The organism is Pseudomonas sp. G5(2012) (genome assembly GCF_000408945.1).
GTDB classification, from domain to species: domain Bacteria; phylum Pseudomonadota; class Gammaproteobacteria; order Pseudomonadales; family Pseudomonadaceae; genus Aquipseudomonas; species Aquipseudomonas umsongensis.
The window spans coordinates 40,090-60,177 of the sequence record NZ_APIO01000090.1 but is presented as its reverse complement, the minus strand read 5'-3'; the positions used below and the strand labels follow the sequence as shown (position 1 = coordinate 60,177).

The window sequence follows — 20,088 nt, the reverse complement described above, 5'->3', positions numbered from 1 at the left end:
AGGAGCAGTTATGGATCCGCGCAGTGAAGTACTGCTTCGTCAGGCTGAATTATTCCAGGGTTCGGTGTTGTTGGCCGGTCTGCCCGCCGATGACTTGCTGGGCCGCCTGCCCGACGCCCATGGCTGGAGTTGGCACGCCGGCGATCAGGCCGCGCTGGATGCGCGCTTTGCCGAGCGCAGCCATTTCGGTGTTAATGCACCTGAGCGCGCATTCGATAGCGCCGTGGTGTTTCTGCCCAAGTCCAAGGACCTGACTGACTACATTCTCAACGCACTCGCCTCGCGGCTGGCCGGTCGCGAGCTGTACCTGGTCGGTGAGAAAAAAAGCGGCATCGAAGGCGCAGCCAAACAGCTGAACCCGTTTGGCAAACCACGCAAGCTCGACAGTGCGCGGCATTGCCAGCTGTGGCTGGTCACCGTGGCCAACGCACCCGACGCCAAACCGCTGGAAAGCTTGGCCCAGACCTATGAATTGCCGCTGGCCGAAGGCCCGTTGAAAGTCATCAGCCTGCCAGGCGTGTTCAGCCACGGTCGACTGGATCGCGGCAGTTCGCTGTTGCTGGAACACCTGGATAAACTGCCAAGCGGCCACTTGCTGGACTTCGGTTGCGGCGCAGGGGTGTTGGGCGCGGCGGTAAAACGTCGTTATCCCCACAACCAGGTCACCTTGCTGGATGTCGATGCCTTTGCCGCTGCCAGCAGTCGCCTGACCCTGGCGGCCAACGGCCTGGAAGCCGATGTGATTACCGGTGACGGCATCGATGCGGCGCCGATGGGATTGAGCGCCATCCTGAGCAACCCACCCTTCCATGTCGGGGTGCATACCGACTATTTCGCCACAGAGAACCTGCTGCGAAAAGCAGCCAAACATCTGAAAAACGGCGGCGAACTCCGGCTTGTAGCCAATAGCTTCCTCAAGTACCAACCGCTGATCGAAGAGCACCTGGGGGTTTGTGCCATCAAGGCCGAAGGACAGGGTTTCCGTATCTACCGTGCCAAACGCGGATAAAACTTTGTGCTTGCGCAATGGATTCTGCCTAGGCAGAATCCGCTCCGTCCTAGGGGAGTAGTCTCCCACGAGCGCCATGCTCGTCCGGCATGCGTCAACATACTTGGTCAACAGACCATGGCGCATGCGACCCAAGCGTCCGCTTCAGACGGATCGCAGGGTTTGACAAGACCTATGACACGAACACCTTACCCGGGGCGGGAAGGCTGTACGTGTCATAGCCGTGTCGACCCGCCCCTTAGGAAAACCCCTGATGCTGGATTCACTACTGGTACCCACCGCAATCGTTGCCTTGGCCGAAATCGGCGACAAGACGCAATTGCTCGCGCTCATTCTCGCCGCCCGCTTTCGCAAACCCTGGCCGATCATCGCCGGCATCGTCGCCGCGACCCTGGCCAACCATGCGGCGGCCGGCGCGGTAGGCGCCTGGGTTGGGAGCTTCTTCTCGGATACGATGCTGCACTGGATCCTCGCCGCCAGCTTTGCCGCGACGGCGCTGTGGACCCTGGTGCCGGACAAAATGGACGATGACGAAGCCAGCACCGCCCGCAAGTTCGGACCGTTCCTGACCACGTTGATTGCGTTTTTCCTCGCCGAAATCGGCGACAAGACCCAAATCGCGACCGTGATGCTCGCCGCGCAATACCCTGAACTGTGGCTGGTGATCATCGGCACCACCCTGGGCATGCTGATTGCCAACGTGCCGGTGGTTCTGGCGGGTAACTTTGCCGCGGACAAACTGCCATTGACGTTGATCCGTCGACTGGCTGCGTCGGCATTTTTCGTCCTGGCGATTGTCGCGGTGTACAAGGCGATGCAGAGCAGCGGGTGGGTTTGACGGTGTAGGGCGGTAGACCGCGTTATCGTTCTTCGTCGGAACGCCGCCCGGAGCAAGCTCGCGCTCCCACATTAGATTGAGCTCCAATGTGGGAGCGAGCCTGCTCGCGAAGGCGGCAGCGGCCTCACTGCATATTTATCAGTGACTCCTGGACCGCTCGTAAAGCGGCATGACCTTCGGAATCGCCGCCTGCAACGAAGAAATACGGCTCGACGAAGCCGGGTGAGTACTCATGAATTCCGGCGGCGAACCTTCCGACGCCTTGGCCATCTTGTTCCACAAGGTGATCGCAGCGTTCGGGTCGTAGCCGGCACGGGCGGCCAGCTCGAGACCGATCAGGTCGGCTTCGTTTTCATTGGACCGACTGTTCGGCAAGGTCATGCCGTAGTTGGCCACGGCATCCGCCAGAGCCAGGCTACCCTGGCCCAGGCCGAACAAGGCACCGGCGCCCTGCTTGGCCATTTCGATGCCATAGGCCTTGGACATCGCCTCTCGACCGTGCTCGCGCAGGGCGTGGGCGATTTCGTGACCCAGGATGGCGGCGATTTCGTCATCGGTCAGCTGCAGCTTGTCCATCAGGCCGGTATAGAAAATGATTTTGCCACCGGGCCCACAATTGGCGTTGAGCTCATCGCTCTTGATCAGATTGACTTCCCACTTCCACTGGGCCGAATCCGGACGGAAAACCGGAGCCTGGGCAATCAGCCGATCGGATATCAACTGGATGCGCTTGGCATCGCTGCTGGTCTTGTCCAGCACACCCTTGCTGTTCGCCTCGCCCACCGTATTCTGATAAGACTGGGCGTACATCTGATTGACCTCATCAGTGGACAGCATGCTGAACATGTATTGCTTGCGCTCAACACCCACGGCGCCACCGCTGGTGGTGTTGACCGACTGGCAGCCGGCGAGCAGCAGCGCCGCGCCGAGTGCACCTACAACCAAAATCTTGTTCATCGAAAGACTCCATGAAAACTGCCGCCTATCCTAGGCGTGGAAATGTATCGACGCCAGATACACTGGAATTAAGACGTTTTTTTCAGGCAAAGCTCTCACCGACGCAGGAAAAAATTCACAACACCCGCCCATCCAAAGCAGGAGCTGCCGCAGGCTGCGATCTTTTTCAACCCGGCGTAAGACACTCCGGCCCATTGAGCTTCGGATCATTGACCATGTTGGCCAGCACCCGCTCACGCAACGCAGCAGGTTCGCTGGCGAGCAACGCTTGCAGGGCATGCAGCGGGGTTTCGGGATCGAGCCAGATTTGCTGCCCCACTTCATCGAGAATCAACGGTCGACGCTGACTCGCCGCCGGTTGCGTGATCACCGCCGTGCTCAGCCACACCTGTTCCTGCACCGGATAGGCCTCCCAGATGGCGGCGAAAAACAGCGATGAGCCCTCCCCCGGTGTCAGCCAGTACGGCCGCTTGCGAGTGGTGCCGCGCCATTCGTAGAAACCGTTGGCCGGCAACAGGCAGCGGCGCTCGCGCAAGGCCTGGCGAAACATCGGCTGTTCGGCGACGGTTTCGGCCCGCGCATGGGCCGGGGTGCGGGACAAATCGGTCAGCCACGGCGGGGTCAGGCCCCAGCGGGCACGGGCCAGTTCACGCTGCCCGTCCGGGCCTGCGCGCAGCATCAGTACCGAATCGTTGGGAGAAATGTTCCACTGGGCCTGCTGATCGGCCGGAAAACCTGGCAGGGTCGCGAAGTCGCGATTCCAGCGAAACAGGGCATAACGTCCACACATGGGGAAGCACGACTCTTGATCAAACGAACGCCAGCCTAACAGACCAGCGTGCCGGGAAAGCTGTCCGGTTCATCGCCGGACAGCGGCAGCGCAGCATTGTACGCAGTGATCAGCTCTCGGGCGTATTCAGCCTGGTCATTTTCCACCGCCAGTCCCAGCAGGCCGAAGATCGGCAATTCACCCGTGGCGCCCACCAGATCGCGCCCCACCAGGTGCGCCTCGACACCCTCGCTGGCGAGCATGCCCTGCAGCAACTCGCCTTCCATCAGGTTTTCCGGTTCGTAGATTCGCTGCATGGGCGCCTCTCACTCGTTTTCACTGAAGACTTCCAGAAACCAATCCTCTCCGTGAACCTGCAACACGAACGTGATCGGCCGGCAACATACCTGACAGTCCTCGATATAGGTCTGATCGCCGCCCGACAAGTCCACCGTCGTTTCGACTTCTTCACCACAATACGGACATTCATACAGTGCAGATTCCAGCATCGCGGTCTCCCAGGTGACTTGTGCGTATAATCGCCGGTCTATTTGCAGGGCTATTTTTGTCTGGCTACTTTTTCAGACCGTGCCCTGCTGGTTTTCGATCAAAACCTTTACTTACCCTAGCCGTTTCTAACAAGAGAGCATGATGGGCGAATTCGATGCCATCCGACCTTACGACGATAGCGAAGTCCCAGCGGTGCTGGCACGACTGCTCGGCGACAAGGCGTTTCTAGATATCCTCACCCACTTCCGCTTTCCGCGTTTTGCCGGCGCCTTAGGCTGGGCGCTCAAACCCCTTATAGCTCATCGGCTACGCCGTGAGTTCGCCGGTATCACGTCGGTGGCCACCCTGCAGGACAAAGTCGAGTACTACGTCGACCACACGATCGAGCGCGCCACGGACGGTGTGACGTACACCGGCGTGGAGCAATTCAAGTCCGGCAGTGCCTACCTGTTCATCGCCAACCACCGCGATATCGTGATGGACCCGGCTTTCGTCAATTACGCCGTGTACCACGCCGGCCTGCCGACCCCGCGCATCGCCATCGGTGACAATCTGCTGCAAAAGCCCTTTGTCAGCGATCTCATGCGCCTGAACAAGAGCTTCATCGTGCACCGTTCGATCACCGGACGTCGCGAGAAAATGGCGGCGTACCAACTGCTGTCGGCGTACATCAACCATTCGATCCGCAACGATTGCGCCTCGATCTGGATCGCCCAGGCGGAAGGCCGAGCCAAGGACGGCGACGACCGCACCGAGTCGGCGATCCTGAAGATGTTCCACATGAGCCGCAAGGACGAGCCGTTCGGTGAGGTCATCCGTTCGCTGAACCTGACCCCCGTGTCGATCAGCTACGAGTACGACCCGTGCGACCAGGCCAAGGCCCGCGAACTCTACATCCGCGCCACCACCGGCAGCTACACCAAGGCCCCGGGCGAGGATGACGTGAGCATCGCCAAGGGCATCACCGGCTACAAGGGCCGGGTGCACGTGAACTTTGCGGCTCCCATCACGGAGTTGTTCGAAGACACCAAGCAATTGGCGATCGAGATGGACAAGCAGATCCTTGGCGGTTACCGCTTGTTCCCGGTGCACTACCTGGCCTATGCCCAATGGCAAGGTGCCGACCCGCAACTGCAGGTACCAAGCGCCAGCAAGCTGTTCCCGGCCGACGAACTGGCCAAGGCTCAGGAACAATGGCAGCAACGCCTGGATGCGTGCCCCGAGGAACATCGCCCGTACCTGGTGCTGCAATATGCGAACCCGGTGCGCAATCAGTATCGGGTGAAGGCTGGATTGCCGCTTTAACCTTGGATACGAGAACGGCGCCTACGAGCGCCGTTTTTGTTCCAGATAAAAAGATTCAGACCTGGGTGCTGATCCACGACACCAGCAGCGCCAACCCCATGCAGGCAAAACCGAAGCGATAGAAAAACCGGTTCATGCGCAGGGTTGCCCAATCCAGCGTCGGCTCCTGACTTGGACTGCTCTGGCGTTGCGCCTGGAGACTGGCCATCGCGCGCTGTTCGCGGCGACGCGTGGCGTGCAGCAGCCAACTGCCCGGGAAGGCCAGCAGCAAAGCCAGCAAGTTGATCAATTTTGCCGGATGGGCGGTAAACAGCGTCATCAAATGCAGCGACATTACGAACCTCAAACAAAACAGGTAGGGCAGACGCCGACCGACGACCGCGGCCGTGATTCTACCGAATGCCTTGCAGCCTTCCCTGTCTTTCCGACAATTAACGCCGTTTTGCTCAAGACCGCCTGCGATCCTTTTGTAGGAGCTGCCGCAGGTTCGGGCCGAGTTCGGACGATCTTTTGACTTTGCTTTTGGGGGATTTGGAACTGCCGAAGATCAAGATCAAAAGATCGTCCGAACGCGGCCCGAACCTTCGGCAGCTCCTACGGGGCTCGCATTACTCGCCGAGAACCTGACCCACGGTTGGATCCTTGAACAAGCGGGTCAACGCATCGCTCAACACGTCGCTGACCAGCTTGGTGTTGGTTTCCTGGTTGGGTGCCATGCCGAAACGCTGGTCCAGGGACGCGCCGTAACGACCGCTGTAGCGACGGTTGGCATTCTGTACATCGGAACGGAACGTCGCACCAATGGTTGCCTCGGTCACGTACATGCCCTCTTTCGGCGACTGGTACTTCAATTCGGCCAGGGTCACGGTGATTTGTGGGGCGTTCAGCGCATTCGCCGTCGGAGTAAAGCCCAGCAATCGCACGGCCGCTTCAGCCTGCGCCTGCAGTTTCGGCAGGATCTGTGCGCCCTGCACGGTAATCGCGCTGGTTTCCGGGTACAGGCCGCCACGGGTGCCCAGGGTTGGCGACGGGCGCCCGTCGACCACTCGCACCACCACCGGCTGGCCGTGGCCGACCGGCGCCAATTGAGCCGTCAGCTTGGGTTCCGGGTTCAGTTGTTGCGGGCTGTGGGCGCAGCCGACCAACGTCAAGCTGGTCACAGTGATCAAACCGAACAACAGGCGTTGCAACATTCTCTTCTCTCCAGAATCAGGCACTAACAGGTCCGCAGTATAGCGGTGCGTCGCTGCAGCGAACCAGCGCAACCATTGCAGAAAATTCTGACAAAACTTTCAGAATCCCCTTCCTGTCACGCATCTGTCACCCCCCATACACTTGCACGTAACGGCTCGCTGCCATTCTTTGCAACAGCCCCCCACACGGTACGTCGCCATGCGTTTCCTCGTTTCGCTGTTCGCACCACGTCCACGGCACCGCTGCTTTGCCCTGCTCGACAGCAACGGCCTCTGCCTGGCATTCAAGCAGTGCAGCCTCCAGCCCATGGGCGATGGCTGGGTTGAAATCGAAGAAATTCGCCTCAACTGGTTGCACCAACCGCTGCCTGCCAGTGCGCGTGTCAGCCAGCACCCACCGCGCTCACGGGTACAAAACCTGATGGCGACCTGACCAGACGCCTAATAAAAGTCATTAAACACGACCAATTCCCTGCGTTTCTTCGCTACAATCTCCCCCCGATTATAAGGACGTCTCCTGATCGGGCCTCGCAGCATCGTCAATGCTTCGGTTTTGGCACCCCGCACCGCCCACAGAGAGCCGCCCACACAGATCGAGTGAAGCTGGCGCGCTTGCTGTTCCTCAAGCACAACCTCCACTTTTCGCGAATCTGCAGAGCTGTCATTACGCTCGGTCACTGAGCTGTTTGCCCGTATTGCCTGCCTGGGTTCCCTTGGCGGCCAATCATCCGGGCACGGTGCCAGGCTGGGACAGCCCTTTTTTGAGGTTCACGTCTTCAAAAGAGCGTGAAAAAAACGGGTTTTCACAACTTCACAAGAGTGTGGCGAGCAAATGAATAGTTTTGCGTCTGAATATGCACCATTAGCGTCCAGTACAGCCCAACGACACAGGACCGAGTACACCTCGAATACCGGAGCCTGAAGCCTGTCCGCTACGGATTTGGTTGCACAAGCGGATGTATCGACCATAAGTCGAATTGCCAGTCGCACGTTGAAATGAGTTCATGGGACTCTTATTAGACCCGGCAGGTAGCGTCCGTCGAAGTTGCGAAAAATTGCGAAGATTCGGACATGGCGATCCTGCCATGGGTACCTGGGGCAACACAGACACGCCCCGTCACTCCTGGCAGCCATGCCGTCAATTTGGTGCTGCAGATTTTGGAGACGCGTTAAATGGCGCATAACGAAGCAGTCGACGTAGTACTGGTAGGGGCCGGCATCATGAGCGCCACCCTCGCGGTACTGCTCAAAGAGCTCGACCCCGCGATCAAGCTGGAAGTCGTCGAGCTGATGGATTCCGGTGCCGCGGAGAGTTCCAACCCGTGGAACAACGCCGGTACCGGTCACGCCGGCCTGTGCGAGCTGAACTACACGCCGCAGGCTGCCGATGGCACCGTCGACATCAAGAAAGCCGTGCACATCAACACCCAGTTCGAGGTGTCGAAGCAATTCTGGTCATACCTGACCAAGAAAGGCACGTTCGGCTCGTGCAAATCGTTCATCAGCCCGGTGCCACACCTGAGTTTCGTGCAGGGCGAGAGCGGCGTGTCGTTCCTCAAGGAGCGCTTCAACGTACTGCACAAGCACCACGCCTTCGCCGACATGGAATATACCGAAGACAAGGCCACGATGGCCGAGTGGATGCCGCTGATGATGCCGGGGCGCGATCCTGGCGAAGTTCTTGCGGCCACTCGCGTGATCAACGGTACCGACGTCAACTTCGGCGCCCTGACCAACCAGCTGCTCAAGCACCTGACCAGCGCTCCCGATGCCCAGGTCAAGTACTGCAAGCGCGTAACCGGCCTCAAGCGCAACAACGGCGGCTGGACCGTGAGCATCAAGGACGTCAACAGCGGCAACAGCCGTGAAGTCGACGCCAAGTTCGTCTTCCTCGGTGCGGGTGGCGCGGCATTGCCTCTGTTGCAGGCTTCGGGCATCGAAGAGAGCAAAGGCTTCGGCGGTTTCCCCATCAGTGGCCAATGGCTGCGTTGCGACAACCCGGAAGTGGTCAAGCATCACCAGGCCAAGGTCTACAGCCAGGCTGCCGTGGGCTCGCCACCGATGTCTGTCCCACACCTGGACACCCGCGTCGTCGACGGCAAGAAATCCCTGCTGTTCGGACCATACGCCGGTTTCACCACCAAGTTCCTCAAGCACGGCTCCTTCATGGACCTGCCGATGTCGGTTCGCGCTGGCAACATCGGCCCGATGCTGGCGGTGGCAAAAAACAACATGGACCTGACCAAGTACCTGGTCAGCGAAGTGATGCAGTCGATGGAGCAGCGCCTGGAGTCCCTGCGTCGCTTCTACCCCGAAGCGAAAGCCGAAGACTGGCGCCTGGAAGTGGCCGGCCAACGGGTGCAGATCATCAAGAAAGACCCGAAAAAAGGCGGCGTCCTGCAATTCGGTACCGAACTGGTCGCGGCCAAGGACGGCTCCCTTGCCGCCCTGCTCGGCGCCTCGCCAGGTGCTTCGGTGACGGTTTCGATCATGTTGGAACTGATCGAAAAATGCTTCCCAGGCAAAGCCAAGGGTGAATGGGCTGCCAAGCTGGCAGAGATCTTCCCGGCGCGGGAGAAAGTCCTGGAAACCGACGCGGCGCTGTATCGCAAGATCAACACGCAGAACAACGTCGCCCTGGAACTGGTTGAAGCCAGCAGCGAGACTGAAAGCTACGCTTGATCCGACCCCATGAAAAACGCCCCGTCCATCATTGATGGCGGGGCGTTTTTTTATGTCGGGGGGATTTATACCCTCGCCACAGATAGATCAGCCACGGGCCTTTTCGATCAGCTCGATGTATTCCGGCGCATTGCGCTGATCCTGGATCAGTGCAATGAAGGTTTTGCCATGCTCGTCCTTGCCGTTCACGTCATAACCGGCCTCGACAAAGAACGTCAGGAAACGCTCGAAGTCGTCGATCCGCAGACCACGGTACGCCTTGATCAGCTTGTGCAGGGACGGAGAAGTCGCGTCGACCGGTTCGAAATCGAGGAACAACTTGATCTGCTCATCGCCGATCTCGTCACCAATCACTTGTTTCTTATCTTTACGCATTGCCGACTCCAGCTCGCAGACATTTCACGGGGCGGGCAGTTTACCCCTGCGCGGGCGCCGGGCTCAACGCGGACGAACTGCCCCGGTGTGCAGATCGGCCCAGATGTGGCCGTTGGCATAGCTGAGAAACTGGCAATACACCGTGTCGTTGCGCAACAAATCCATGATCACCCGGTATTGAGCCTGCGGGTAATAAAGCGTCAGCGTCTTGCTCTTGTCGTCGTAGAGCGGTTTTTTCAGGCTTTTGCTTTCGCCATCGAAATTGACCAGCACCTGACTGATGGTCGCCCCCTTGTTCAAGGATTTGCCCTTGAGGCGGATCAGCAACGGCGAAGTGACGGGGATCGGCTGCTGGCTGGACTGACGCTGACTGCCGACCACCACCGAATACTCGGTGACTTGCAGCAGTTGTTGCTGCTCTGGTTGCGCATCACGCAGGGCCAAGTCGTCCGGCGGCAGGAATTGAGCGTGCATGGGCGCGGGGGCGGCGGCCAGGGGCAGGCTGAGGGTCAGCAACAGGGCGGCGCAGCAGCGGATCAACAGGTTCATGAAAAGCTCCAAGTGATCAATCGAACTGTGCGCGCATCCAGGCCTGATACTCGGCAACACCGGGTTCGCCTTCACGTGGCGCCCAGTGCGCCAGTTCACCTTCGCCCACCGGGCGATAGGGACCCGCCTTGCACTCGAACATCAGGCTATCGGCTTCGAGCACCACCAGCCCGTGGAACACGCCCGTAGGCAAATCCACGCCGACACAGTCGCCACCGGCCTGCAGCACCGTCTTGCTCAGGACTGCGCCCGACTCATCGAAGATCAATACGCCCAGCCGCCCCTTGAGCACCAGCAAGGTTTCAGCCTTGTTGTCGCCCAGGTGACGATGAGGCGGGATATACGTCGAGGGTTGCAAGCCCACGGCCATGCGATGGCAGGCGTCTTCCATCTGGTGGAAGTTGTGATGCTGGCGTCCACGAGGGTTGGCCGCCGCTTTCTCGGCCAATTCGGCGAACAAGGTGTGGTCAAGAAAGCGAGGCGAGGTCATGTCTTACATTCCTTTAACGGCAAAAATCCCGTTGGCGTTGCGCCAGTAGCCTTTGTAGTCCATGCCGTAGCCGAAGATGTAACGGTCGATGCAAGGCAAACCGACGAAATCCGCCTTCAGGTCCGGACGAGCCTTGCGGTCGTGGTCTTTGTCGATCAGCACGGCAGTGTGCACTTTACGCGCGCCAGCGTGCTTGCAGAAGTCGATGATGGCACCCAGGGTGTGACCTTCGTCAAGGATATCGTCGATGATCAGCACGTCACGGTCGATGAACGACACTTCAGGCTTGGCTTTCCAGAACAGCTCGCCGCCGCTGGTTTCGTTGCGATAGCGGGTGGCGTGCAGGTAGGAGGCTTCCAGCGGGAATTGCAGATGGGTGAGCAGTTTGCCGGAGAAAATCAACCCGCCGTTCATCACGCAGAACACCACCGGATTGCTGTCCGCCAATTGTTCGTTGATTTGTGCACCGACGCGGGCGATGGCCGCCTCGACTTCAGCTTCGGTGTACAGGCAGTCAGCCTCTCGCATGATTTGACGGATATGCTCGAGATCAGCGGACATGGCGCTCTCCAGGGGGGGCAGTTTCGGAAAAGTCGGCAAAGGTACGCATCAAGTGAGGCCAGATCAAGCGATTGTGGACTAACGTACTCTATGTCTATAGGACATCACCCTCGGATAGATTAATCTAGCCCGGTTTTTTTGCCCGCCGCCGGAGCCTTTCCCATGCCCATCCTCGAGATCCGCCACCCGCTGATCCGTCACAAACTTGGCCTAATGCGCCGCGCAGACATCAGCACGAAGAATTTCCGCGAGCTCGCTCAGGAAGTCGGCGCCCTGCTGACCTATGAAGCCACCAAAGACCTGCCGTTGGAAACCTACGACATCGAAGGTTGGTGCGGCACCGTGTCGGTCGAGAAAATCGCCGGCAAGAAAATTACCGTCGTGCCGATCCTGCGTGCCGGTATCGGCATGCTCGAAGGCGTGCTGAGCCTGATCCCGGGCGCCAAAGTCAGCGCCGTGGGCGTGGCCCGCAACGAGGAAACCCTCGAAGCCCACACCTACCTCGAGAAGCTGGTGCCGGAAATCGACGAACGCCTGGCAATGATCATCGACCCGATGCTCGCCACCGGCGGCTCGATGGTTGCCACCATCGACCTGCTGAAAAAAGCCGGTTGCAAGGACATTCGCGCCATGGTCCTTGTCGCTGCACCAGAAGGTATCGCCGTGGTCGAGAAAGCTCACCCGGACGTGATCATCTACACCGCGTCCATTGACCAGAAACTCAACGAACACGGTTACATCATCCCGGGCCTGGGCGATGCTGGCGACAAGATCTTCGGCACCAAGCAGAAGGACGCGTGAGCATGCAGCAAGAGTTCAACGATCCGCTCTGGCGCACGGTGCTGTCTGGCGCCCAGATGCTGTTCGTGGCCTTCGGCGCCCTGGTGTTGATGCCGCTGATCACGGGGCTCGACCCCAACGTGGCACTGTTCACCGCAGGCCTGGGGACGATTCTGTTCCAGGTCGTCACCGGGCGCCAGGTGCCGGTGTTCCTGGCATCGAGCTTCGCGTTCATCACTCCGATCATTCTCGCCAAGGGCCAATTCGGCCTCGCTGCGACCATGGGCGGCGTGATGGCGGCCGGTTTTGTCTATACGTTCCTCGGCCTGGCAGTGAAAATCAAAGGCACCGGCTTCATCGACCGCCTGCTGCCACCGGTGGTGATTGGCCCGGTGATCATCTCCATCGGCCTGGCAATGGCGCCGATCGCCGCCAACATGGCGATGGGCAAGGCCGGTGACGGTAGTGAACTGATTCATTACCAGACGGCGATGCTGATCTCGATGCCGGCGTTGCTGACCACCTTGATCGTCGCAGTGTTCGGCAAAGGCATTTTCCGCCTGGTGCCGATCATTTCCGGCGTCTTCGTGGGGTTTGCCATGTCGTTCTACTTTGGTGTGGTCGATACCGCGAAAATTGCCGCTGCACCATGGTTCGCCATTCCCCACTTCACCGCGCCAGAATTCAACTGGCAGGCGATCCTGTTCATCGTTCCGGTAGCCTTGGCCCCAGCCATCGAGCACATTGGCGGCGTGATCGCCGTGGGTAGCGTGACCGGTCGCGATTACCTGAAGAAGCCTGGCCTGCATCGCACCCTGTTGGGCGATGGCATTGCCACCACCGCCGCCGGCCTGTTCGGCGGTCCGCCCAACACCACCTATGCCGAAGTGACGGGCGCGGTGATGCTGACCAAGAACTACAATCCGAAAATCATGACCTGGGCGGCGATCTTCGCCATTAGCCTGGCGTTCATCGGCAAATTCGGTGCGCTGCTGCAAAGCATTCCGGTACCCGTGATGGGCGGGATTCTTTGCCTGTTGTTCGGCTCGATTGCGGCCGTGGGGATGAACACCCTGATTCGCCACAAGATCGACCTGGGTGAAGCACGCAACCTGGTGATCGTCTCGGTGACGCTGGTGTTCGGTATTGGCGGCGTGCTGGTCGGCACGGGCACTGGCCCGGACGATTTCGGCCTCAAAGGCATCGCGCTGTGCGCGGTGGTGGCGATTGCGCTGAACCTGATCCTGCCGGGCAATGACAGCTGGAAGCACAAGAAGGCGCAAGATCCGCTGTTGTAATGGCTTGAGTTCATCACCGTCGATGAAATAGCTTTCGCGAGCAGGCTCGCTCCCACAGAGGAGATCTATTGTGGGAGCGAGCCTGCTCGCGAAGCTTTTAAAGCACCAGCGGTGCTCGTTCGCACAACGCACTCAACGCCTTCGCCCACTGCGGATCATCGTTGAGGCACGGCACCAGCACCAACTCCTCCCCTCCCGCTTCGCGGAACTGCTCCAGCCCCCGATCACCGATTTCTTCCAGCGTCTCGATGCAATCGGCCACGAACGCCGGGCACATCACCAGCACCTTTTTCACGCCGCTTTTGCCAAGCTCATCCAGGCGAGCCTCGGTGTAGGGTTCAATCCACTTGGCGCGCCCAAGGCGCGACTGGAACGACACCGACCATTTGCCATCCGGCAATCCCATGCGCTTGGCGAATTCGGATGCCGTGCGCAGGCATTGGGCGCGGTAGCAGGTCGCCAATACTTCTGGCGAAGCGGTCTGGCAGCAATCAGCGCTTTTGAAGCAATGGTGACCGGTAGGGTCGATCTTGCTCAGGTGCCGCTCCGGTAATCCATGGAAGCTCAACAACAGGTGATCGTAACCCTGCAGCAAATACGGCTTGGCGCTGGCCACCAGCGCGTTGAGGTATTCCGGTTGATCGTAGAACGGCTGGAGAATCGAAAACTGCACATCCAGCCGCTTCTCGCGCACCACTCGCTTGGCCTCCTCGATCACCGTGGTCACGGTGCTGTCGGCGAACTGTGGATAAAGGGGTGCGAGAGTGATCTTCCTGTGACCCTGGGCCGCCAGGCGTACCAACGTCGATTCAATCGATGGCTCGCCATAACGCATCGCCAATTCCACCGGGCCGTGATGCCACTGCTCAGTCATGGCCTGCTGCAGGCGACGGCTGAGCACCACCAGCGGCGATCCCTCGTCCCACCAGATCGATGCGTAGGCATGCGCCGACTGTTCGGGACGCTTGATCAGGATCAGCGAAACCAGCAAGCGTCGCACCGGCCATGGCAGGTCGATCACATACGGGTCCATCAAAAATTGATTGAGGTAACTGCGCACATCCGCCACCGAAGTGGAGGCTGGTGAGCCCAAGTTGACCAGAAGCAACGCGTGATCGGTCATGCAACGTCCTATTTCAAAGGCGGCTGGAAAGGTCGTCCAGGGCCGCGCGCAAATCAGTGAACTGGAAAGTGAATCCCGCTTCCAGCAAGCGAGTCGGTACTGCCTTCTGGCCGCCCAGCAACAACAATGACAATTCACCCAGGCCTACCTTTAATACCAGGGCCGGCATGGGCATGAACGTCGGGCGATGCAGCACGCTGCCCAACGTCTTGGCGAATTCTCGGTTGCGCACCGGTTTGGGCGCGCAGGCATTATAAGGACCACTGGCGCTTTGCCGGTGCAGAAGAAAATCAATCAGGGCGATCTGATCGTTGATATGGATCCACGGCATCCACTGCCGGCCACTGCCGATAGGCCCGCCCAGTCCCAGTTTGAACGGTATCAACAGGCGCGACAAAAAGCCGCCCTCTGCCGACAACACCAGTCCGGTACGAATGAAAATCACGCGAATGCCCAAACCTTCGGCGCGCTGGGCAGTTTCCTCCCAGGCAATGCATAACTGACTGGCAAAATCATCGATGACCGGTGGTGACTCCTCAGTCAGTTCGCGCTCACCGCCATCGCCATACCAACCGACCGCGGACCCAGAAATCAGGACCGGCGGCTTCTGTTCACGGCTTTCGAGCCATGCCAGCAGGGTTTCAGTCAGGGTGATGCGGCTACTCCACAACAGGGCTTTGCGTTTGTGGGTCCATGGGCGATCGGCAATGGGGGCACCGGCCAGATTGACGATGGCGTCGAGCGGGTCTTGTCCGATTTCTTCAAGCCGCCCGATGCCGCGCACTTGGGCGCCGCAGATCTTGGCGACCTTTGCAGGCGTGCGGCTCCAGACCGTAAGACGATGTCCTTGACTCAACCAGTGCCGGCAGAGCTGACGTCCTATCAAACCAGTACCGCCGGTCAGCAATATGTGCATGACTTCTTCCTCGCGTGGCGTTTTACCCTGATCACTAGTCTATTTTTATAAGCAAGGGATCTTTTGGTATCGGGTAGGCTCTGTGTTTAACAATAGGCCAAGCTGTCAGAACGAGAACGCTGAAAGTTATACCAAAAAACAATATTGTACAGGTTTCAACCCCGGCGTAGTCTGTACAGACAGGTAAACGAGGCCCTTATGACTGTACCTATCGCAATCATCGGCACCGGCATTGCCGGACTCTCAGCCGCACAAGCCCTGACCGACCTGGGGTATGTCGTGCAACTTTTCGATAAAAGCCGCGGCAGTGGCGGACGCATGTCGAGCAAGCGCAGCGATGCGGGTGCCCTGGACATGGGCGCGCAATATTTCACCGCCCGCGACCGTCGTTTTGTCACCGAAGTCCAGCGCTGGCAGGCCCGTGGCTGGGTCGCCGAATGGACTCCGCAGCTATACACCTTCCATGGTGGCCGGCTCGATCTGTCGCCGGACGAGCAGACGCGCTGGGTTGGCACCCCGCGGATGAGCGCCATCACCCGATCCCTGCTGGGCGACCTGGAAGTGCATTTCGCCTGCCGGATCACCGAGGTGTATCGCGGCGAAGAACACTGGCACCTGCAGGATGCCGAAGGCTTCACCCATGGTCCGTTCAGCCATGTGGTCATCGCCACCCCGGCACCCCAGGCAACCGCGCTGCTGGCCTCCGCGCCAAAACTCGCTGGCGCCGCCGCCGGGGTAAAAATGGACCCTACCTGGGCCGTTGCACTGGCGTTCGAGACCCCCCTGGAAACACCAATGGAAGGCTGCTTCGTGCAGGACAGTCCGATTGACTGGCTGGCTCGTAATCGCAGCAAACCAGGGCGCGACAACACCCTCGACACCTGGGTGCTGCACGCCAACAGTGCCTGGAGTCGCCAGCATATCGACTTGCCCAAAGAAGCAGTGATCGAGCAATTGCACGGCGCGTTCGCCGAGCTCTTGCACGATGCCATGCCCGCACCCAGCTTCAGCCTGGCCCACCGCTGGCTCTATGCCCGCCCTGCCAGCAGCCATGAGTGGGGCACCCTGGCTGATGCGGACCTGGGCCTGTATGCGTGCGGCGACTGGTGCCTTTCCGGACGCGTCGAAGGTGCTTGGCTCAGCGGCCAGGAAGCTGCCCGACGCTTGCATGCACACTTGCAGTGAACTGCATTAGACCGAGTTGAAGGCTGGTAACCGTAGGAGCCGCCAACAATCCTGTACAAACAGTTTGACTTGTACACCTTTGAATCTATGATGAACCTATGTTGTACAGACTTTCAGCTCTGTACAGGTTTAGATTCCGAGGTGTTCGATGCCCCTGCCCCCTGCCAAACCGAAAATCGCCATCAGCGCCTGCCTGATGGGTTTTGACGTGCGCTACAACGGCGGGCACAAGGCTTCTCGCCTGTGCATCCAGGTCCTCAGCGACTATTTCGATTTCGTCCCGATCTGCCCTGAAGTCGCCATCGGCCTGGGCACCCCGCGCCAGCCAATCCGCCTGGTAGGGGATGCGGATGCACCTCAGGCCGTCGGCACTGTCGACCGCGAGATCAACGTCACCCGGCCGCTGGCGGACTATGGTCGGCACATGGCGGCGGAACTTGACGATATCTGCGGTTACATCTTCATGCAGCAATCCCCTTCCTGCGGCCTGGAGCGGGTCAAGGTCTACCACGTCAATGGCGCACCGCAGAAGGGTGGTGGCCGGGGCATCTACGCCCAAGCGTTCTGTGCCCAGCAAGGAGACTTGCCGGTGGAAGAAGACGGTCGGCTGAACGACCCGGTGTTGCGAGAAAACTTTATCACCCGTGTATTCGCCTACAGCGCCTGGCAACAGTTGTTGCACGAAGGCCTGAGTCGCCGCGCACTGACAACATTTCACTCACGCTACAAGTACCTGCTGATGGCCCACAACCCGGTGCAATACAAAGCGCTCGGCAATTTGCTGGGCAACATGGGGCAGACCGACCCGAAAGAGCTCGGACCACGCTACTTCAGCCTGTTGATGGCGGCCCTGAAGCAATGCGCAACCCGCCGCACCCACACCAATGTCTTGCAGCACCTCTGCGGTTACCTGAAAAAAGCCATCAGCGCCGAGGACAAGAAAGAGGTGCAAAACCTCATCGGGCAATACCGCCAAGGCATCGTGCCGCTGGTGGTGCCGCTGACGTTGCTCAAGCATCACTTTCGCCAGCATCCCGACCCGTACATCGATCAGCAGGCGTACCTGCAACCCCACCCGGAAAATCTCAGCCTGCGAAATGCAATCTAATGAAATCCCGACTCGACAGCAGCGCCAGCGAAGACTTTGGTGCCGACTTCAAGAAGGCCCTGGATGATGGCTGGCTGCCGATTCGCGAAGTTGCCCGGCAGACTGGGGTGAACGCCGTGACACTGCGAGCCTGGGAACGTCGCTACGGCCTGATCGTGCCGCACCGCACGCCCAAGGGGCACCGGCTGTTCTCGGCTGAACATGTCCAACGTATTCTGACGATTCTCACCTGGCTCAACCGCGGCGTGGCCGTCAGCCAGGTCAAGCAACTGCTCGACACGCCGCAGGCTTTCAGCGAACTCGTTGAAAACGATTGGCAAGTGTTGCGCAATACCCTGTTCACCGCCGTCACGCAGCTGACCGAACGCCCCCTGGACGACACCATCAACCAAGCCATGGCGTTGTACCCGCCGCGCACCCTGTGCGAGCAGTTACTCATGCCCCTGCTGGCGGAGCTGGAACAACGCTGGCAAGGCCAGTTCGGCACGCAAATGGAGCGAGGATTTTTTTACTCCTGGCTCAGAAGCAAATTTGGCGCGCGCCTCTACCACAACAACCGCCAGTTACACGGCGCGCCACTGCTGCTGATCAATCAATCGGATCTGCCACTCGAACCTCACGTGTGGCTCACGGCCTGGTTGATCAGCAGTGCCGATTGCCCGGTGCAAGTGTTTGACTGGCCATTGCCCGCCGGTGAACTTGCGCTGGCTGTCGATTTTCTGCAAGCACGGGGCGTACTGCTTTATTCCAGCAAAGCCATAAAACTTTCAACATTGCCGAAACTTTTAAACAGCCTCAGTTGCCCAAAAATGATCGTCGGAGCGACGGTGTGCATCCACCACACCGAGTTGTGCGCAATAACTTCCGAAATCAGTGACCTGTACCTGGCCGACAGCCCCTTGGCGGCGCACCAGGCACTCGTTCAACGCGGGCTCATCTAATGGCGTTTGTTCAATGAAACGGGCGAACACAACAATGCAATTGATCTGGCTGCGCAGCGACCTGCGCCTGCATGACAACACCGCCCTCTCGGCCGCGGCAGCCCGTGGCCCGACCGTGGCGGTGTATCTATTGAGCCCGGAGCAATGGCGCGAACATGATGATGCCCCCTGCAAAGTGGACTTCTGGCTGCGCAACCTGCAGGCGTTGAGTGGTGCGCTGGGCCAGTTGAACATTCCCCTGCTGATCCGCCATGCCCCACGCTGGGATGACGCACCGGCAGTGCTGCTCGAGTTGTGCCGGCAATTGCAGATCGATGCGGTGCATCTCAACGAGGAATACGGCATCCACGAAACCCGCCGCGATGCAGCGGTAGCCCAGGCCCTGAAAGCCGAAGGCATCGAGGTCCATGACTATCTCGACCAACTGCTATTCAAGCCCGGCAGTGTGCTGACCAAAACCGGTAGTTACTTTCAGGTCTTCAGTCAGTTCCGCAAAGTCTGTTATGAACGACTGCATCATTCACTGCCCAGCCTGGTACGCACACCACTGGCGCAAACCGCACTGAATATTGCCAGCGACGCCATCCCGACGCAGGTCGAAGGGTTCGACGCCCCCCCGGAGAGCCTGCGTGAGCTGTGGCCGGCCGGTGAAGACGAAGCCCGGCGCCGTCTCGACAGTTTTACCGACATACAGATCGACTACTACCAGAGCGAGCGCGACTTTCCGGCAAAACCCGGCACCAGCCAGCTCTCGGCCTATCTGGCCGCCGGGGTGATTTCGCCCCGCCAGTGCCTGCATGCCGCGCTGCAAAGCAACCAGGGCGAGTTCGAAAGCGGCAAGGTCGGCGCCATCACCTGGATCAATGAACTGCTGTGGCGCGAGTTCTACAAACACATCCTGGTGGGCTACCCGCGGGTTTCTCGTCACCGTGCCTTTCGCCCGGAAACCGAAGCCCTGGCGTGGCGCAACGCCCCTGAAGAACTGGCCGCCTGGCAGCAGGGCCGCACCGGTTTGCCGATCATCGACGCAGCCATGCGCCAACTGCTGGAAACCGGCTGGATGCACAATCGCCTGCGCATGGTGGTGGCGATGTTCCTGACCAAGAACCTGCTGATCGACTGGCGCGAGGGCGAACGCTTTTTCATGCGCCATCTGATCGACGGCGACCTGGCCGCGAACAACGGCGGCTGGCAATGGAGTTCGTCCACCGGCACCGATTCGGCGCCTTATTTCCGTATCTTCAACCCGCTGAGCCAGTCGGAAAAATTCGACGCCGAAGGCTTGTTCATCAAGCACTGGCTCCCGCAACTGTCGGGGCTCGATAAAAAGGCTGTGCATAACCCGGCGCATCTTGGCGGTTTGTTCGGCGTGGCAGGTTATCCGGCGCCGATCGTCGACCTGAGCACCTCCCGCGCCCGCGCCCTGGCTGCCTTCAAGAATCTGCCGTCGCGGCAGACTGCCGGGAGCCTCCATGAATAACCTCCTGCAGCGTCTCTAT

Annotated in this window: 23 protein-coding genes and 1 riboswitch; of the genes, 11 read left to right on the top strand and 12 right to left on the bottom strand. The window is 59.6% G+C overall.

Annotated elements, in window-relative coordinates:
• Positions 1 to 10: 10 nt before the first annotated feature.
• Positions 11 to 1,009, top strand: coding sequence for a class I SAM-dependent methyltransferase (locus PG5_RS24285; RefSeq protein ID WP_020799771.1), 999 nt, complete (start codon positions 11 to 13; stop codon positions 1,007 to 1,009).
• Between the two features lie 40 nt (positions 1,010 to 1,049).
• Positions 1,050 to 1,172, top strand: a riboswitch (yybP-ykoY riboswitch).
• A gap of 90 nt (positions 1,173 to 1,262) precedes the next feature.
• Positions 1,263 to 1,847, top strand: coding sequence for a TMEM165/GDT1 family protein (locus PG5_RS24280; protein WP_020799770.1), 585 nt, complete (start codon positions 1,263 to 1,265; stop codon positions 1,845 to 1,847).
• A 138-nt stretch (positions 1,848 to 1,985) separates the two neighbouring features.
• Here the strand turns inward: PG5_RS24280 and PG5_RS24275 are convergent, their stop codons facing one another.
• The 4 genes from PG5_RS24275 to PG5_RS24260 all read right to left on the bottom strand — a co-directional run bounded on the left by PG5_RS24275 (position 1,986) and on the right by PG5_RS24260 (position 4,082).
• Positions 1,986 to 2,804, bottom strand: a complete 819-nt coding sequence (locus PG5_RS24275) for a M48 family metallopeptidase (RefSeq protein WP_020799769.1) — start codon at positions 2,802 to 2,804, stop codon at positions 1,986 to 1,988.
• 166 nt (positions 2,805 to 2,970) lie between these two features.
• On the bottom strand, positions 2,971 to 3,594 hold the full coding sequence (locus PG5_RS24270; protein ID WP_020799768.1) for an SOS response-associated peptidase: 624 nt from the start codon (positions 3,592 to 3,594) through the stop codon (positions 2,971 to 2,973).
• 35 nt (positions 3,595 to 3,629) lie between these two features.
• The gene (locus tag PG5_RS24265) at positions 3,630 to 3,890 is read right to left on the bottom strand and encodes a putative signal transducing protein (RefSeq protein ID WP_020799767.1); all 261 of its coding nucleotides are present in this window, start codon (positions 3,888 to 3,890) and stop codon (positions 3,630 to 3,632) included.
• A gap of 9 nt (positions 3,891 to 3,899) precedes the next feature.
• On the bottom strand, positions 3,900 to 4,082 hold the full coding sequence (locus tag PG5_RS24260) for a CPXCG motif-containing cysteine-rich protein (RefSeq protein WP_020799766.1): 183 nt from the start codon (positions 4,080 to 4,082) through the stop codon (positions 3,900 to 3,902).
• Between the two features lie 139 nt (positions 4,083 to 4,221).
• Between PG5_RS24260 and PG5_RS24255 the strand changes: the two genes are divergently transcribed.
• Positions 4,222 to 5,388 carry a 1-acyl-sn-glycerol-3-phosphate acyltransferase gene (locus PG5_RS24255; protein ID WP_020799765.1) on the top strand — a complete coding sequence of 389 codons (1,167 nt, stop codon included), beginning with the start codon at positions 4,222 to 4,224 and terminating at the stop codon, positions 5,386 to 5,388.
• Between the two features lie 55 nt (positions 5,389 to 5,443).
• Here the strand turns inward: PG5_RS24255 and PG5_RS24250 are convergent, their stop codons facing one another.
• Positions 5,444 to 5,722 (bottom strand): hypothetical protein, encoded by a 279-nt coding sequence (locus tag PG5_RS24250; protein ID WP_020799764.1) that lies wholly within the window; start codon positions 5,720 to 5,722, stop codon positions 5,444 to 5,446.
• Between the two features lie 274 nt (positions 5,723 to 5,996).
• Positions 5,997 to 6,581 carry a YajG family lipoprotein gene (locus PG5_RS24245; protein ID WP_008060219.1) on the bottom strand — a complete coding sequence of 195 codons (585 nt, stop codon included), beginning with the start codon at positions 6,579 to 6,581 and terminating at the stop codon, positions 5,997 to 5,999.
• A 199-nt stretch (positions 6,582 to 6,780) separates the two neighbouring features.
• On the opposite strand from PG5_RS24245, the gene PG5_RS24240 reads away from it, so the two are divergent.
• Together PG5_RS24240 and mqo are read left to right on the top strand one after the other, a co-directional pair.
• A complete protein-coding gene (locus PG5_RS24240; protein WP_020799763.1) occupies positions 6,781 to 7,014 on the top strand; it encodes a hypothetical protein in 234 nt (77 codons plus the stop codon).
• Between the two features lie 740 nt (positions 7,015 to 7,754).
• Positions 7,755 to 9,263 carry a malate dehydrogenase (quinone) gene (gene mqo / locus PG5_RS24235; RefSeq protein ID WP_020799762.1) on the top strand — a complete coding sequence of 503 codons (1,509 nt, stop codon included), beginning with the start codon at positions 7,755 to 7,757 and terminating at the stop codon, positions 9,261 to 9,263.
• A gap of 87 nt (positions 9,264 to 9,350) precedes the next feature.
• On the opposite strand, the gene PG5_RS24230 is transcribed toward mqo, so the two are convergent.
• The 4 genes from PG5_RS24230 to PG5_RS24215 form a co-directional block, all read right to left on the bottom strand.
• Positions 9,351 to 9,638 carry a PA4642 family protein gene (locus PG5_RS24230; RefSeq protein ID WP_020799761.1) on the bottom strand — a complete coding sequence of 96 codons (288 nt, stop codon included), beginning with the start codon at positions 9,636 to 9,638 and terminating at the stop codon, positions 9,351 to 9,353.
• 63 nt (positions 9,639 to 9,701) lie between these two features.
• Positions 9,702 to 10,187, bottom strand: coding sequence for a hypothetical protein (locus tag PG5_RS24225; protein WP_020799760.1), 486 nt, complete (start codon positions 10,185 to 10,187; stop codon positions 9,702 to 9,704).
• Between the two features lie 16 nt (positions 10,188 to 10,203).
• The gene (locus PG5_RS24220) at positions 10,204 to 10,677 is read right to left on the bottom strand and encodes a WbuC family cupin fold metalloprotein (protein ID WP_020799759.1); all 474 of its coding nucleotides are present in this window, start codon (positions 10,675 to 10,677) and stop codon (positions 10,204 to 10,206) included.
• Between the two features lie 3 nt (positions 10,678 to 10,680).
• A complete protein-coding gene (locus tag PG5_RS24215) occupies positions 10,681 to 11,238 on the bottom strand; it encodes a hypoxanthine-guanine phosphoribosyltransferase (RefSeq protein ID WP_020799757.1) in 558 nt (185 codons plus the stop codon).
• Between the two features lie 162 nt (positions 11,239 to 11,400).
• Here PG5_RS24215 and upp point away from each other — a divergent pair, with 162 nt between their 5' ends.
• Together upp and PG5_RS24205 are read left to right on the top strand one after the other, a co-directional pair.
• A complete protein-coding gene (gene upp / locus PG5_RS24210; RefSeq protein WP_008060213.1) occupies positions 11,401 to 12,039 on the top strand; it encodes a uracil phosphoribosyltransferase in 639 nt (212 codons plus the stop codon).
• Positions 12,040 to 12,041: 2 nt separating this feature from the next.
• Positions 12,042 to 13,316 (top strand): uracil-xanthine permease family protein, encoded by a 1,275-nt coding sequence (locus tag PG5_RS24205; protein WP_020799756.1) that lies wholly within the window; start codon positions 12,042 to 12,044, stop codon positions 13,314 to 13,316.
• Positions 13,317 to 13,413: 97 nt separating this feature from the next.
• On the opposite strand, the gene hemH is transcribed toward PG5_RS24205, so the two are convergent.
• Positions 13,414 to 14,439 (bottom strand): ferrochelatase, encoded by a 1,026-nt coding sequence (gene hemH, locus PG5_RS24200; RefSeq protein ID WP_020799755.1) that lies wholly within the window; start codon positions 14,437 to 14,439, stop codon positions 13,414 to 13,416.
• A gap of 13 nt (positions 14,440 to 14,452) precedes the next feature.
• Positions 14,453 to 15,355 carry a TIGR01777 family oxidoreductase gene (locus PG5_RS24195; protein WP_042955700.1) on the bottom strand — a complete coding sequence of 301 codons (903 nt, stop codon included), beginning with the start codon at positions 15,353 to 15,355 and terminating at the stop codon, positions 14,453 to 14,455.
• Positions 15,356 to 15,553: 198 nt separating this feature from the next.
• Here PG5_RS24195 and PG5_RS24190 point away from each other — a divergent pair, with 198 nt between their 5' ends.
• From PG5_RS24190 to phrB, 4 genes are all read left to right on the top strand, one after another.
• Positions 15,554 to 16,540, top strand: a complete 987-nt coding sequence (locus PG5_RS24190; protein WP_020799752.1) for an NAD(P)/FAD-dependent oxidoreductase — start codon at positions 15,554 to 15,556, stop codon at positions 16,538 to 16,540.
• 148 nt (positions 16,541 to 16,688) lie between these two features.
• A complete protein-coding gene (locus PG5_RS24185) occupies positions 16,689 to 17,648 on the top strand; it encodes a DUF523 and DUF1722 domain-containing protein (protein ID WP_020799751.1) in 960 nt (319 codons plus the stop codon).
• On the top strand, positions 17,648 to 18,589 hold the full coding sequence (locus PG5_RS24180; protein WP_020799750.1) for a MerR family transcriptional regulator: 942 nt from the start codon (positions 17,648 to 17,650) through the stop codon (positions 18,587 to 18,589). The genes PG5_RS24185 and PG5_RS24180 overlap by 1 nt, the downstream gene beginning before the upstream one ends.
• 34 nt (positions 18,590 to 18,623) lie before the next feature.
• Entirely contained in the window at positions 18,624 to 20,069 is a 1,446-nt protein-coding gene (gene phrB, locus PG5_RS24175) for a deoxyribodipyrimidine photo-lyase (RefSeq protein WP_033044014.1), read from the top strand.
• Positions 20,070 to 20,088 lie beyond the last annotated feature (19 nt).